14 protein-coding genes are annotated in these 13856 nt (G+C 70.0%); 12 read left to right on the top strand and 2 right to left on the bottom strand.

The features are described 5' to 3' along the window. The first annotated feature begins 116 nt into the window (after nt 1-116). From ABT061_RS25995 to ABT061_RS25945, 11 genes are all read left to right on the top strand, one after another. Entirely contained in the window at nt 117-992 is an 876-nt protein-coding gene (locus tag ABT061_RS25995; RefSeq protein ID WP_350922530.1) for a LysR family transcriptional regulator, read from the top strand. Nucleotides 993-1089: 97 nt separating this feature from the next. Then, complete coding sequence (locus tag ABT061_RS25990) at nt 1090-1500, top strand: cupin domain-containing protein (protein WP_350922528.1); 411 nt, start codon at nt 1090-1092, stop codon at nt 1498-1500. A gap of 96 nt (nt 1501-1596) precedes the next feature. Beyond that, on the top strand, nt 1597-2967 hold the full coding sequence (locus ABT061_RS25985) for an MFS transporter (RefSeq protein WP_350922526.1): 1371 nt from the start codon (nt 1597-1599) through the stop codon (nt 2965-2967). A 25-nt stretch (nt 2968-2992) separates the two neighbouring features. Then, the gene (locus ABT061_RS25980) at nt 2993-4024 is read left to right on the top strand and encodes a zinc-dependent alcohol dehydrogenase (RefSeq protein ID WP_350922523.1); all 1032 of its coding nucleotides are present in this window, start codon (nt 2993-2995) and stop codon (nt 4022-4024) included. Continuing rightward, a complete protein-coding gene (locus tag ABT061_RS25975) occupies nt 4021-5040 on the top strand; it encodes an aspartate/glutamate racemase family protein (RefSeq protein ID WP_350922521.1) in 1020 nt (339 codons plus the stop codon). The genes ABT061_RS25980 and ABT061_RS25975 overlap by 4 nt, the downstream gene beginning before the upstream one ends. Before the next feature lie 200 nt (nt 5041-5240). Continuing rightward, a complete protein-coding gene (locus ABT061_RS25970) occupies nt 5241-6569 on the top strand; it encodes a hypothetical protein (RefSeq protein ID WP_350922519.1) in 1329 nt (442 codons plus the stop codon). A 259-nt stretch (nt 6570-6828) separates the two neighbouring features. Further along, on the top strand, nt 6829-7191 hold the full coding sequence (locus ABT061_RS25965; protein ID WP_350922516.1) for a hypothetical protein: 363 nt from the start codon (nt 6829-6831) through the stop codon (nt 7189-7191). Between the two features lie 219 nt (nt 7192-7410). Beyond that, nucleotides 7411-8184, top strand: coding sequence for a cyclase family protein (locus tag ABT061_RS25960; protein WP_350922514.1), 774 nt, complete (start codon nt 7411-7413; stop codon nt 8182-8184). Beyond that, a complete protein-coding gene (locus ABT061_RS25955) occupies nt 8181-9839 on the top strand; it encodes a thiamine pyrophosphate-binding protein (protein ID WP_350922511.1) in 1659 nt (552 codons plus the stop codon). Before ABT061_RS25960 ends, ABT061_RS25955 begins: the two co-directional genes overlap by 4 nt. Nucleotides 9840-9887: 48 nt before the next feature. Continuing rightward, nucleotides 9888-10640, top strand: coding sequence for a lysophospholipid acyltransferase family protein (locus tag ABT061_RS25950; protein WP_350922509.1), 753 nt, complete (start codon nt 9888-9890; stop codon nt 10638-10640). 156 nt (nt 10641-10796) lie between these two features. Then, nucleotides 10797-11348: a hypothetical protein gene (locus tag ABT061_RS25945; protein WP_350922507.1), complete on the top strand. Its 552-nt coding sequence runs from the start codon at nt 10797-10799 to the stop codon at nt 11346-11348. Between the two features lie 37 nt (nt 11349-11385). Here ABT061_RS25945 and ABT061_RS25940 read toward each other — a convergent pair whose 3' ends face one another. Beyond that, nucleotides 11386-12090: an SdpI family protein gene (locus ABT061_RS25940; RefSeq protein WP_350922505.1), complete on the bottom strand. Its 705-nt coding sequence runs from the start codon at nt 12088-12090 to the stop codon at nt 11386-11388. Next, on the bottom strand, nt 12087-12419 hold the full coding sequence (locus tag ABT061_RS25935; protein WP_350922502.1) for an autorepressor SdpR family transcription factor: 333 nt from the start codon (nt 12417-12419) through the stop codon (nt 12087-12089). The genes ABT061_RS25940 and ABT061_RS25935 overlap by 4 nt, the downstream gene beginning before the upstream one ends. 396 nt (nt 12420-12815) lie before the next feature. Between ABT061_RS25935 and ABT061_RS25930 the strand changes: the two genes are divergently transcribed. Next, nucleotides 12816-13700, top strand: a complete 885-nt coding sequence (locus ABT061_RS25930) for a S1 domain-containing protein (protein ID WP_350922499.1) — start codon at nt 12816-12818, stop codon at nt 13698-13700. Nucleotides 13701-13856 lie beyond the last annotated feature (156 nt).

The raw sequence follows: 13856 nt of genomic DNA, 5'->3' as shown, positions 1-13856 counted from the left end.
CGGCATTCCCATATCGGCTACCGTCGGACCCGACATGGTTGACATAACGGCCAGAGTGGACAGAAGCGGTCGGATGACAGCCGAGTGTGACAGCGAGGAAACGATGGACGGTGGCGATGAGACTACGGCAGCTGGAGTACTTCGTCGCGGTGGCCGATCGCGGGTCGATCCGCAAGGCGGCGGAGGCTCTGTTCGTGGCCCAGCCATCGCTCTCGACCCAGATAGCGGCGCTTGAGAGGGAGGTCGGCGGGGCGCTGCTGAACCGGCAGCCGCGGGGGGTGACCCTGACGCCGGCAGGCCGGGTCTTCCTCCGTGAGGCGCGTAGCACGCTGGCGGCGGCCGAGCGGGCGAAGCGGTTCGCGATCCTGGCCCTGGGGGGCGAGCAGGGCGAGCTGAGATTCGCCACGGTCCTGTCGATCGCCGCGGGGCTTGTGCCCGACGCTCTTCTCGCATGGCGGTCCGGACGGCCGGGAGTCCCTGCCTACCTGCACGAATACCGTAGCTCGGCCGAGTTGGAGCGTTCCACTCGGCAGGGGTTGCACGACTTCGCCGTCGGCCCCAAACCCTCCGCGGCGTTCGAGGTGATGGAGTCCATCGGTACCGAGGAGTTCGTCGTGGTCCTTCCCCAGGGAGACCCCCTGCTGGACTCGCGGGCGGTCGACATCTCCGCCCTCGGCGACCGGCCGTGGGTGCTGTTCTCGCGCGACCACGGCCTGTCGGACATCCTCGACGAGGTGTTCGCCGCCGCGGGAATCGCACCGGAGGGGGCCGTCTCGACCAGCCAGACCGACGTGGCCGTCCGCCTCGCGACCGTCGGGCTCGGGCCGACCCTCGTCCCGGGTAACGTCGTCCCCCGGCCGCTGCGGCGCTACGCCCGATCGCTGGCGGTGCCGTTGCTGCGCGAGCTCTACGTGTACTCGACGACCGCGCTGCCGAGCCTGGCCCAGCCGTTCCTCAACGAGTTGAAGACGGTCACCGCGACTCAAAAGTGATAGCCGCAAACTATCGCTCCGGTAGCGAAATAGGGACTATTCGCTATTTCTTGCTGCTCCTAACGTATGGGACCACCGAGAAAGTGAGGACCCTTACGTGACCGCGAAGACAAGCCATACCGATGAGTTTCCGCTGGCCGGAGACCTGATCGCCGCCGGGTTCGACAGTTGGAGTGAGGAGTTGAGGCAGGAGTTCAGGGAGAACGCCTACAACCTGGTCATCGGATCCAAGGTGCTGTCCGAGGACGACCGGGTCAGGGTCTGGCACATCGAGGTGCCGCCCGGTCAGCGGTTGCCGGCGCACCGCCACACGCTCGACTACTTCTGGACCGCCCTGCGCGACGGCGTGTCCATCCAGCACACCGACGACGGCACCACTCGCCGAGTCGTCTACAGAAAGGGCGACACTCGCCACTTCGTCTTCCGGAACGGGAGTTACCTGCTGCACGACCTGGTCAACGACAGCGACACCATCCTGGAGTTCATCACCGTCGAGCACCTCGCCTAGAACCTTCGAGGTGGCTCGCCGGGCTCGCATCGGTGACCACCGGGTCTCCCGAGCCCTCTCATCCCTTTCTCTTTTCGCAATGCCGAAGGTTAGCCAATGTCGAACTCCGCTTCGCAGCTGTCCGCCAGTCCACCCCCCAACGCCTCCTCCCACCGGCGGGTCCTGACCGCGACCACGGTCGGTACCACCCTGGAGTGGTTCGACTTCGCCCTGTACGGCGCCCTCGCCGGCGTGGTCTTCCCGCATGTCTTCTTCCCCACGTCGACCCCGGCGGTGGCCGTCATCCAATCCTTCGCCACCTTCGGCGTCGGATTCCTGGCACGCCCGCTGGGCGCCGCAGCCTTCACCCGGATAGCCGATCGGGCCGGCAGGAAGAAGGCCATGGTCGTCTCGCTGACGATGATGGGCGCCGTCTCACTGGCCATCGGGCTCCTGCCGGGATACGACTCCATTGGCGCGGCGGCACCCGCCGGCCTGGTGCTCCTCCGTTTCCTGCAGGGCTTCTGCCTCGGCGGGGAGGCGAGTTCCGCCCAGGTCATGGCCCTTGAGTACGCCCCCGACAACCGCCGCGGCATCTACGGGGCCATGGTGAACTTCGGCAACCCGCTGGGCCAGGTGATCGTGGCGGTGTTCATGCTCGGCGCGGGAGCGGCCATGAGCGAGACCGTCCTCAACAGCTGGGGCTGGCGCATACCTTTCGTGCTGGGGTCCGTGATCGCCGTCATCGGCTACTTCATCCGCCGCCACGTGGAGGAGTCACCGGTCTTTCTGGAGGCGAGTCAGCTGGGAGCACAGACGCGCCGCCCCCTTCTTGAGGTGTTCCGGACGCAACGGTCCAGCGTCGTGCGGCTCATCCTGGTGTGGCTGCCCAACACCGCGCTGAGCTACCTGGTCAGCACGTACTCTCTGGCGTACATCGTCAACGACCTGGGCATGTCCAGCTCCGTCACCTTCGGGCTCGTCCTCGCGCTGAACCTCTGCGGGCTCGCACTGGTCCCGCTGGGCGGGGCGCTGTCCGACCGTTTCGGCCGCAAGCGGGTGCTGACCCTCACGATGGCGACCTCGCTCTGCGGGTCGGTGGCGCTGTTCCCGCTGCTCGACACCAAGAGCATCCCGGTGATGCTGCTGGCCATGCTCATCGGGCAGGGCTCACAGTTCATGTCCGCCGGGGTCATGGCGGCGTTCTTCGCCGAGCCGTTCCCGACCGCGGTCCGGTACTCCGGCCACGCCACCGTCTACACGATGAACAATCTCATCGCCGGATCGACCGCGCCGTTCGCGGCGGCCCTGCTGTTGTCGAGCACCGGCACCACGTGGAGCATCGTCGGTGTCCTGGTGGCGCTGTACGCCGTCGGCATCGTCTCGCTGATAACGCTGCCGGAGACGCGCTGGCAGCCGTTCGCGAACAACCACCGGGTCGACGAGCGCGGCGGCGTGGAGCCGGCCGCTCCGGCCGCGGTCAACTGACCGAACCCCCGAATCGGAGGAACACATGATGGAAGCGGTAATCAAGACCGGCCCCCAGCCGGGCATCGAGGTGGCCGACGTGCCCGAGCCGACGGCGGCGGCGGGGGAGGTTCTGATCGAGGTGGAGTCGGCATCGGTCTGCGGAACCGACTACACCCTCGCGGACTGGACCCCCGGTGCGGCGGCGTGGGGCAGCGCCTTTCCCCTGATCATGGGGCACGAGTACTGCGGCCGCGTGGTCGCGCTGGGCGAGGGCGTGACGACGATCGGAGTCGGCCAGCGGATCGCGGGTGAGTCGCACGTGTGGTGCGGCAGCTGCCCGGCCTGCCGGCGCGACGCGCGGCACAACTGCCTCAACATCACGATTCCGGGTGTGAACCGTGACGGCGCGTTCACCTCCCTGCTCGCGGTACCGGTGTCCGCGTGCTTCCCGCTGGCCGACCAGGTCGGTCCCGAAGCGGTCCTTTTCGAGTCCGCGGGCGTCGCGATGCACGCGATCCAGCAGGCGGGCGAGGTTCAGGACCGGACCGTCGTCATCACCGGCGCGGGCCCGGTGGGGCTCTTCCTCGTCGCCGAGCTGAGAGCGCTGGGAGCCGGTGAGGTGATCGTCCTGGAACCGAACCAGGCGCGGCGTGACCGCGCGGCCGCACTGGGCGCGGTCACGTTCGGCGCCGACCAGGTCACCGACTTCGTGGAGCACAGCCGGCGCAGCGGCCCCCTGGGCGGTGCGGAGATCGGATTCGAGGTCTCCGGTGCCCCGTCCGCCTACGAGGCGATGTTCTCCGCCCTCGGCCTGGAATCCACCCTGGTCTCCGTCGGGCACTCGTCCTCGCTGGTCGGTGTCAACATCTCCCGGGACGTCAATCTGCGCGTCATCAACTGGAAGGGCGTGTACGGACGCCGTATCTGGTCCAGTTGGGAACAGCTGCAGGACCTCGTGCTCTCGGGCCGGGTCGACCTCGGATCGTTCATCGAAGGCGAGATCAAGGTGAACGAGCTGCCTGACCAGCTGGGTGCGATCCGGCAACTGCCGGGCAAGGTGATCGTGCGGCCATGACGTCAGACGCCCACCTCGCGGCAGAACCGGACACCCGCTCGGGGCCGACCGTCGCGTTCATCCATACCGTGCCCACACTGGTGACGGTGTTCGAGCACCTCGCGAAGTCCGGCATCGAGGGCGTGACCACCCGTCACATCGTCGACGAGGTGCTGTTCGGATCGGCGACGGCCGAGCCGGGCCTGGCCTTCGACCGGACGGTGACGGCACTGCAGCACCACGTGGACTCGGCCCTGGCGGGTGGCGCCGACGCGGTGATCGTCACCTGCTCGACGCTGGGGCCGGCCACCGATGTCGTCGCGGCGACACGGAAGAGACCGGTGATCCGGATCGACCGGCCGATGGCGCGGCACGCGATCGGCTACCGCAGGATCGGCGTCATCGCCACCCTGGAGTCCAACCGCGCCGCGAGCCGCGCCATCATCGAGCGGACCGCCGCGCACGAGGGCAGGACCGTCGAGGTCGTCGACCGGCTGTGTGAGGGGGCGTTCGACCACCTGCAGGCCGGTCACCCCGACCGGCACGACGAGGCCGTCCGCCGAACGGTGGCGGACCTCGCCGCCGAGGTGGACGTCATCGTGCTGGCGCAGGCGACCATGGCGAGCGCCCTCGACGGGGCCGATGTCCGTGTCCCCGTGCTCACCAGCCCCGGGTCCGCCGTGAGCGAGGTGTCCTCGCTCGCTCGCCGGCCCGTCGTCTCCGAGCCGGAGCCGCGTCCGCGCGGCGAGGTCACGCAGCTTCGGATCTACCGGATCAGGGAGGGGCTGATGGCCGACTGGCTGCCGTTCTTCCACAAGACCATCGTCCCCCTGCACCACCTGGTCGGCGTCCAGGTGCCCGCGGCATGGGTCAATGTGGAGGACCCGGACGAGTTCGTATGGATCAGGGAGTTCGACTCGGTGGAATCCGTCACGCACCAGGAGAACGAATTCTTCTCCACCGCGGCTCGCGTGGCACTCGGCGACGTGCGGGGACGCTACGTGGAGTCGGCACAGGTTCGAATGCTGAGAGCCTGAACCCATCGAGCCGGGTCTGATCCGAACGCGTTGAAACGAGGAACGGGGCCGCGCCGGTCGTGGCGGCCCCGACCGCAAGGCGCTTTTCCTGGAACTTTATGTTTTCTTTATCCGTCATTTACGGAAAGGGGGCTCGTCGGGCCGGGTAGGAGGGGGTAACGATCGACACGAGGCCATCACTTACCGGGGGAGGGTGCGAGTTGTCGATCGACCAGGATTCTCTGGTCGTCGACGTTTCCGGCCGATACCGTGTGCGGCTGCCGCTCGGCGGCAAGGAGCGCGCGACGAGGCTCGTCCTGTACGGCCGCCCCTCCGGGAACAGGATCGTCTACGGTCTCGCGGTCCTGGACGAGGGCGGGAGGGTCATGCTCGACTCCCCGGGGTTCAGGTCCCGCCACCAGGTGCAGACGTTCGCCGCCGCTGCCGGGCTGGCCTCCGAGTACCGGCGGTACGCCACGGAGCAGGAGGCGTATGCCGCGTTCGGGAACCGGGCGCGGCAGTGGTACACCACGGCGCACGAAGGACTCCCCGCCAACCTCGCCGAGGAGGCGCCGACCGAGCTTCTGCCGTATGGCGGGGCGCTGGACGGCGCGCCCGCTCCGGCGACCAGCCTCACCTGGGACGACCGGACACTGGTCGCGACGGATTCGATCTCCGGGCGTTCGATGCGGCTCGCGCCCGCGGCCCTGTACCACTACCGCTACGAGCGCGCCGTCTTCGTCTCGGGCAAGAACTCGGGCAAGAAGGAGTCGCGTTTCCTCACCGGTCTCGCCGCGCTCGACGCCGACGGGCTGGTGCTCGCCGACCTGCCCGGCGAGTGGACGCCACCGGACGTGGCCATCTTCGCGGCGGGGAGGGGAGTGCCCGTACTCGACGCCCTGATCGCACCGCCCCGGGCGGTGCGTGCCACCCTGGGCAGGCGAGCTCCCGGCTGGACGCGTCTCACCGGGCAGGCGCTCTCCAGAGCGTCCAGGGCGAGGACGGTCGCCACGGTCTGTGCCGGGGTGGCGGGCCTGTTGGCGATGGCCTACATCGTCTCGGCGAGCGGCTGGTTCGCGTGGCGGGGGCTGTCCGCACTGGGAAGGGCGCTGCTGGACATCCTGGACGCCAAGTGGCTGGCGGTCTTCTTCGCTCCCCTGCTCGTCGTCCTGAACCCCGCGCGCCAGGCGTGGCACGGCCGGCGGATCCGGCGCGGCAGCGCGCTCGGGCCACCCGGCGGACCGTACCTCTCCGTCTGGCGCAAGAGTACGTTGCGCGTCTGGCTCGGCCCGCGGATGGTTCCCGACGACATCGCGATCGGGCCGGACGCGGGATGCGCGGCCGGTCTGATGACCTACCGCCATGGGAACCTGGCCGGACTCTTCGTGATGGGCGGCAGCGGCCGGATCCTCCGTCACCTGCCCGGACCCTGGTCACCGGAGGACGCGCACCGCTTCGCCACGCGGCACGGCCTCGGCTTCGAGGCCCGGACGCTGAGCCGCGAGGAGTATCTCGGCCTCACCGCCGACGCCTACGACGCCGTCCCCTGACGCGTTTTCCGAGAACGGCTCCGTCTTGGGGTTTTGGACTGTTAAAAGCCCATATTGATGGATCGACGGCGAGCGGGTGGGTGCGGCACCATTATGTGACGCATGACAGCAATGTCCTCTCCGGCGATCGGTGGAGCCTTCGGCAGGGCGCGGATCGCGGCGGGAGTGCCCGAGCGGGGGCCCGATTCCGGCTTGAACGATGTTCCGACGAGTTCAGTGCTGTCATCCGCGTACCCTCACCTTCTTCGAAAGGCCCCTCATGAGCGATATCAAGGCACTTCTCGCCCAGCGTGCCGAGCTGGACCGTCTGATCGAGGAACTCCAGTCCGGCGATCTGAAGGAGCGCGAGAACACCCTCGGTGACATCCTCGCGGCCGTCGCCAAGTGGGCGACCGCGCAGGGCCACGAGGCACTCAGGAGGGACCTCAAGAACTGGGAGTACGTCACCTTCGCCGGCATCGAGGTCGGCGTCGGCCACGACGGCGGCGAGCGCTGGGGCCTGCCGCCCAACTCGGTCACCGTGATGGACTCCGTCAGCGGGACCGACGTGGAGTTCGGGACCACGCCCCCGCCGATCCAGGCGGTCATCGGCCTCCTGGAGGGTCTGCTGGCCACGCGCTAGTCCCGCTTCGCGCGTGCCCGTACGGACGGTGCCTCGCGCGGAGCCCGGTCGCACGGCTTACCGGGACCCTCACGGAGTCCAGGTAAGCCGTGTGACCGGGCGTGGTTTCTCCCGAGGGCGTCCCGCGGCGGGCCGCGGCGAGGTCACGCGCCGGAGGAGGTGGCGGGCGGTGGCGCTGTAGGAGGATCTGCCCAGATCTCATCCCGTGTTGGAGGCGTCATGTCGGTGTTGCGAAACCTGGTGGAGAGCATCCGGAACGGCGGGATCGAGGTGATCGACCTGACGGCGCCGCTGTCGTCGGAGACGCCGATCCTGCGGCTGCCGGAGCCGTTCGGCAACACCGTCCCGTTCACGCTCAAGGAGATCAGCCGCTACGACGACCGCGGCCCCGCCTGGTACTGGAACGACATCGTGACGGGAGAGCACACCGGCACCCATTTCGACGCCCCCGTGCACTGGGTCACCGGAAAGGACGGCGAGGACGTCTCGCGGGTTCCGGTCGACCGGCTGATCGCCCCGGCAGTGGTCCTCGACTTCGCCGCGGAGGCGGCCGGAGACGCGGACTTCCTGCTGGAGATCGCGCACGTCAAGGCGTGGGAGGAGGCCAACGGGCCGTTGCCCGAGGGCGGATGGCTGCTCTACCGAACGGGCTGGGACGCCCGCTCCCACGACCAGGAGCGCTTCCTGAACGCGAACGAGACGGGCCCGCACACGCCCGGAGTATCGGTCGAGTGCGCCCGCTGGCTGGCCGAGGAGACCTCGATCGCCGGGCTGGGCGTGGAGACCGTGGGCACGGACGCCGGCGCCGCGCACGGCTTCGACCCGGCCTTCCCGTGCCACTCCTTCCTGCTGGGCGCGGGAAAGTACGGGCTGACCCAGCTGCGCAACCTCGACCGGCTCCCGGTGACCGGCGCGGTGGTCGTCGCGTCGCCGCTGCCCATCGTGGGAGGCTCCGGCAGCCCGCTGCGGGTGCTGGCACTGGTCGAGAGGTGAACGTCGCCGAGGCCGTGGGCCACATCCTCGCCTCGCTCGGTGTGGACACCGCCTTCGGGGTGGTGGGCAGCGGCAACTTCCACGTGACCAACGCCCTGGTCGCGCACGGCGCGCGTTACGTCGCCGCGCGCCACGAGGGCGGCGCGGCGACCATGGCCGACGCCTACGCGCGTCTCAGCGGCAGGGTCGGCGTGCTCAGCGTCCACCAGGGGCCGGGGCTCACCAACGCGATGACCGGCATCGCCGAGGCCGCCAAGAGCCGTACCCCGCTCATCGTGCTGGCGGGAGAGGCGACGGAGCCCCGCTCCAACTTCTTCGTCGACCAGGCCGCGCTGGCGGAGGCGGTGGGTGCCGTCCCGCTGCGGATCTCCTCGGCGGAGACCGCCGCCGCCGACACCGCCGAGGCGTTCCGCGTCGCCGGCGAAGGCCGCCGCACGGTCCTGCTCAACCTTCCGCTGGAGGTCCAGGGGCGACAGGTCCCGGACGTGCCGGGAGCCTTGGTCGCGGGGGCCTCGGGTACGGGGGCCTCGGGCGGGAACGGTCCGAGGGGCGTACCGGAGGCCGGGGAGGCCGCCCGGCTGGCGGAGATCCTCGCGGCGGCACGCCGCCCCGTCTTCGTGGCCGGGCGTGGTGCCCGTGAGGCGCGGCACGAACTCGAGGAGCTCGCCGAGCGGGCCGGAGCGCTGCTGGCCACCTCCGCCGTGGCCAGGGGACTCTTCCGGGGCAGCCGGTGGGACCTGGACGTCAGCGGTGGTTTCGCCTCGCCGCTCACCGCCGAGCTCATCCGTGACGCCGACGTGCTCGTGGGCTGGGGGTGCGCGCTCAACATGTGGACGATGCGCCACGGCACGCTGATCGGCCGCGACACCACGGTCGTCCAGGTCGACCTGGAGGCCGCCGCGCTCGGCACCCACCGCCCGGTCCACCTCGGCGTGACGGGTGACGTCGCCCGCACCGCGCGGGAGGTCACCCGGCTGCTCGGCGACGACACGAGAACCGGTTACCGCTCGGCGGCACTGGCCGCCAGGATCGCCGGGGAGAACCGCTGGCGGGACGTGCCCTACACCGACGAGAGCGGTGACGGCCGCATCGACCCCAGGACGCTGACCATCGAACTGGACGACCTGCTCCCCGCGGAACGCGTCCTCTCCATCGACTCCGGAAATTTCATGGGATATCCATCGATGTTCCTCGACGTTCCCGACGAGCGGGGTTTCTGCTTCACGCAGGCGTTCCAGTCGGTCGGTCTCGGCCTGGCCACCGCGATCGGTGCCGCCCTGGCCCAGCCGGACAGGCTCCCGGTGGCCGCGCTGGGCGACGGCGGCGCGCTGATGGGCGTCGCCGAACTGGAGACCGTCGTGCGGCTCGGTCTCCCGATGGTGATCGTCGTGTACGACGACGACGGCTACGGCGCCGAGGTGCACCACTTCGGCCCGGACGGCCACCCTCTGGACACGGTGACCTTCCCGCCCACGGACATCGCCGCCATCGCCCGCGGCTTCGGCTGCGAGGCTGTCACGGTAAGGGACAGGTCCGATCTCGCCGAGGTGGCCCGCTGGCTGGACGGAGCCAGGGAACGGCCCCTGCTGATCCACGCCCACGTCAGCCGTGCGCGGGGCTCGTGGTGGCTGGAGGAGGCGTTCCGGGGACACTGAGCCTTTCGCGGGTGTGGGAGGGGGGAGCGGCTGAGGTACGGTTCAGCCATGGCTGAGATCGTGTACCCCCCGGTCATCGGGGCGGCGTTGACCCTGTTCCGCGCGCTGGACGTCAAGATCCGCATCGAGGGGGCCGAGCGCATCCCGCGGACCGGCGGAGCCGTGCTGGTCAGCAACCACATCAGCTATCTCGACTTCATCTTCGCCGGCCTGGCCGCGCGCCCCTCAAAGCGCCTGGTGCGCTTCATGGCGAAGAAGGAGGTCTTCGACCACAAGATCTCCGGCCCGCTGATGCGCGGCATGCACCACATCCCGGTCGACCGCGCGGCGGGCGCCGCCGCGTTCGGCGCGGCGCTGAAGGCGCTCAGGGGCGGAGAGGTCGTCGGAGTGTTCGCCGAGGCCACGATCAGCCGGTCCTTCACGGTCAAGGAGATCAAGAACGGCGCGGTCCGGATGGCCGTCGGTGCCAAGGTGCCGATGATTCCGGTCTCCCTGTGGGGCACCCAGCGGCTGTGGACCAAGGGCCACCCCAAGAAGCTGTTGCAGCGGCACGTGCCGATCACGATCGTGGTCGGCGAGCCCATGCACCCCCAGCGCGGCGACGACTACGACGCCGTCACCGCCGACCTGCGCGGGCGGATGAGCGAGATGCTCGACCAGGCGCAGCGGGGCTACCCGGAGATCCCGAAGGGCGTCTGGTGGCAGCCCCGTCACCTCGGCGGTACCGCCCCCACTCCCGAGGAGGCGGACAAGCTCGACGCCGAGGAGGCGGAGGAGAGGGCGGCCCGGCGCGAGTCATGAGGGCGATGGCGCACACGCGCAGGTAACGGGGGCGGGTTCACGGCCCCGGATGCCGCGCCGAGGCCATCGCTCCCCGGGACGAAGTGCGCGAATCATGAGCATCCTCTACAAGTCATGAGCAGGTAATTCGCAAGTGGCATGCGCCAACCTGTTCGCATGAGCAACGCATTCGACGATGTGGTGAACGCCTTCCAGCCGGTGCCGACCCCCGGTCCCGGCCGCACGCCGGGGCGGGTCGGCATGGCGTTCCTGCTCCTCCTCTGGGTGGGGCTGGGAGTGTCGCCCTTCGTGTTCGCGGTCTCCGGCCTCAAGCTCGCGACCGGCTCCATCGGCACCCCCGGCACTCTCACGGTCATCTCGTGCGAGGAGTTGGGCAAGGGCCGCTACGACTGCAAGGGCAGCTTCGCGCCCGACGGCGGTGGCGCCGCGATCCCGGTCGACGCCTCGCCCGACTCCACAGCCGGTGACGTCAGGCGGGCACAGCTCACTCCCGAGGGCGACCGTGCCGTCGCGACCGGTACCTCGGGCATCCTGGCCGCGCTGACCATGCCGTTCCTCGGTGTCGGAGTGCTCGCCTTCCTGCCGTACGTGCTCCTCTACGTCGCCAAGGCGCGGCGTGGCAGGCGTGCCGCGGTCGTCTTCGGCTCCGTGCTCACCGCGCTCTCGCTCGCCGGTGTCGTCGTCGGCATGGTCGCCGCCTACTCCTGACCGGCCCCTGCCGTCCCCGCCGGTGCGCGGGGCGCCCCTACCCTCCGGTGTCCGCCGATCCACCCTGCTCGGCACGCCAGATCCACCATGAGTAGACCAGCGGGACGAGGCCCGTGACGACCACCCCGGCGAGCACGATCGGGAACAGCGCGGGAACCGGGAGCAGGAACGCGACGATGAGCAGGAGCAGGCCGAAGCCGGCGAACAGCCGTCCGGTCAGCCGGTGGGTACGCCGCCAGGAGCGCTCGCTCTCCATCGTCCAGGGAGTGCGCACCCCCACGGCCCAGTTGCCGCGGGTCTTGGGCAGGTAGTTGCCCAGCACCAGGAAGAGCGCCCCCACCCCGGCGATGCCGAACCGGACGACGGGGAGTTCGCCACCCGTGGCGTTGACGGTGCTGACCGTGTGGACGCCGGCGATCAGGGCGAGCGAGCCGATCCAGGCCGCGGTGTAGGCATGGGCCGAATCCGCCATGTTCCTCCGGCGGGGGAACAGACGCGGCAGCACGACGAACAGCACGCAAAGCCCCAGCATGATCAGCGGGGGCAGGCTCAGAGCCTCCGCCTTGCCCGCGAACCGGTCGGCCTCACCGGACGGGCCCCAGTGCACCGGCAGCAGCGCGTCGTCGGGAATCTGGATCCAGCCCCAGATCGAGACGCCCGCCGAGACGAGCAGCGCGACGGCGCTGCCGATCAGCCCGGGACGCGGGTTCACGGTCCTGGCGTCGGTGGTGTTCTCGGTCAACGATGTCCCTCTCGTTCGTGGTCGTGGCGGGGGGGCGATGAGGGCTGGGCGGGATCGGGTGGCCTGGCGTCTCCAATCTTGAACAGATCGAGCAGCGCGCCCAGGGACTCCTCCAGCAGGGACACGTGCAGGTGGTAGATGATCGAGGTTCCTCTGCGCTCGCCGTAGACCAGACCGGCCTCGCGGAGCAGGCGGAGGTGGCCGGACAGGGTGGGTTTGGAGATGTCGAAGTGGTCGGCGATCTCGCCCGCGGACCGGTCGCACTGCCGGAGCAGCGCGAGAATCTGGCGGCGAGTCGGATGCGCGAGTGCCTCGTAGACCCGATTCACAGCTTGTTTCCTTATTAGCTAATAACCGAAATATACCCTACGTGGGGAAAGCTGGCGCGTCTCCGTGCTCCGTCTGCGCCCGGGGGGCCGGGGGAGAGTCCTGATTTGGGGTGGTATGTGAGGATTCCCCGGCGAGGGCCTCGGCGACGCCTTCCGGCGAGGCGCGGCCGCGGCCGATTTGTTTGATCCGCGAAATGCCGTGGTGACCTGGTGGAATATCCGGATTCGGGCGTTGAGTGACTGTTTTGTCGGCATGGGTGGGATAGAAGCGGGCAGTCTTCCCCGCGCCCATCGACGGAGGATCACGGCCGGGCAGTGGTCCTCGGTCTCGGCGGCAGGCGGAAGCACCCCTTGGACGCCGCCGCTGGTTCCGGATCAAGCCAGATGGAGGACAAGGTGACGCTGACAAACCCTGACAGGCCCAACGGGGCCCTGTCGAGCGGAGCGGGCGGACCACACCGGCGCGTTTCGCGTCCACTGGTCTTCGCCACCGCCGTCGTGCTGGCGGCCTCGGGTGGCGTCGGTGTGTCCGCGGCGTCGGCGGGACCGCCGCCGCCCGCCCCGACGGAGTCCCCGACAGAGTCCCCGACGGGATCGCCGACGGGATCGCCGACGGAGTCCCCGACGAGCTCACCGACAGGGGCGGAGACGCCGGCTCCCGGCGAGACGGTCACCCCGACTCCCACGCCCACCGCCACCACGGCGCCGCAGGTGCCCCTGATCGCATTCCCCGGCGCGCTGCACGGCGAGTTCGTCCTGCCCGCGGAGGACGGCTGCGGCTTCACGGTGTTCGCCCAGACGGGGGCGGCGATCGCCCTGACGGAGGACTCGATCACGGTGAGAAGCCAGGACGGCTTCGAGCGGGCGTACGCGATCGACGACTCCACCCGGACCCTCGCGGGCCGGCGGGGCAACGTGGTCAGGCAGGGCGACTGGGTATCGGTGACCGCCACGACCCAGGGCGAGACGGCGACCGCCGCCTACGTCTTCGACCTGTCGCGGCCCAGCAAGAGGTTCTGGCGCGCTGACGGCTGGTGGCTCCCCAGGCAGTGGCGGCCGGATGGCAGGTGGCGCACCCCCACCCCCACCCCCTGCCCCACCCCGCCCGTCGAGACTCCCACCGCTCCGCCACTCCCGACGCCCACGGACGCCCCGACGGTGCCGACGGACGCTCCGACGGTGCCCACGGAGACCCCGGCCGTGCCCACGCCCGAGCCGACTCCCACGGTGACGGACACCGTGCCCCCCGATGCGACCCCCACACCCACCCTGACCCCCTGAGTAAGCGCTGCTCATCGCCTGGCCGCGTCCTGGATCCCAGGAGGCCGGCACAGGCGGCTCGGGAGGGCGAGCCCGGGGCAGGGGAAGCAGTGCCGGGCGAGGCCGGCTGCCGCGGGGCACGGGTAGGAGCCCGGCGGGGGGGGGGTGGGGGCCTTA

The sequence above is a fragment of the Streptosporangium sp. NPDC002544 genome (assembly GCF_040295965.1).
Lineage (GTDB): Bacteria > Actinomycetota > Actinomycetes > Streptosporangiales > Streptosporangiaceae > Streptosporangium.
The sequence above is the reverse complement of the archived record's forward strand: the minus strand, read 5'-3'. Positions and strand labels throughout refer to the sequence as shown.

What these genes read in the sequence shown, in the direction of transcription:
- ABT061_RS25960 (WP_350922514.1), top strand. Translation starts at nt 7,411, where the DNA reads ATGTCGGTGTTGCGAAACCTGGTGGAGAGCATCCGGAACGGCGGGATC.
- ABT061_RS25950 (WP_350922509.1), top strand. Translation starts at nt 9,888, where the DNA reads ATGGCTGAGATCGTGTACCCCCCGGTCATCGGGGCGGCGTTGACCCTG.
- ABT061_RS25980 (WP_350922523.1), top strand. Translation starts at nt 2,993, where the DNA reads ATGATGGAAGCGGTAATCAAGACCGGCCCCCAGCCGGGCATCGAGGTG.
- ABT061_RS25945 (WP_350922507.1), top strand. Translation starts at nt 10,797, where the DNA reads ATGAGCAACGCATTCGACGATGTGGTGAACGCCTTCCAGCCGGTGCCG.
- ABT061_RS25985 (WP_350922526.1), top strand. Translation starts at nt 1,597, where the DNA reads ATGTCGAACTCCGCTTCGCAGCTGTCCGCCAGTCCACCCCCCAACGCC.
- ABT061_RS25965 (WP_350922516.1), top strand. Translation starts at nt 6,829, where the DNA reads ATGAGCGATATCAAGGCACTTCTCGCCCAGCGTGCCGAGCTGGACCGT.
- ABT061_RS25975 (WP_350922521.1), top strand. Translation starts at nt 4,021, where the DNA reads ATGACGTCAGACGCCCACCTCGCGGCAGAACCGGACACCCGCTCGGGG.
- ABT061_RS25995 (WP_350922530.1), top strand. Translation starts at nt 117, where the DNA reads ATGAGACTACGGCAGCTGGAGTACTTCGTCGCGGTGGCCGATCGCGGG.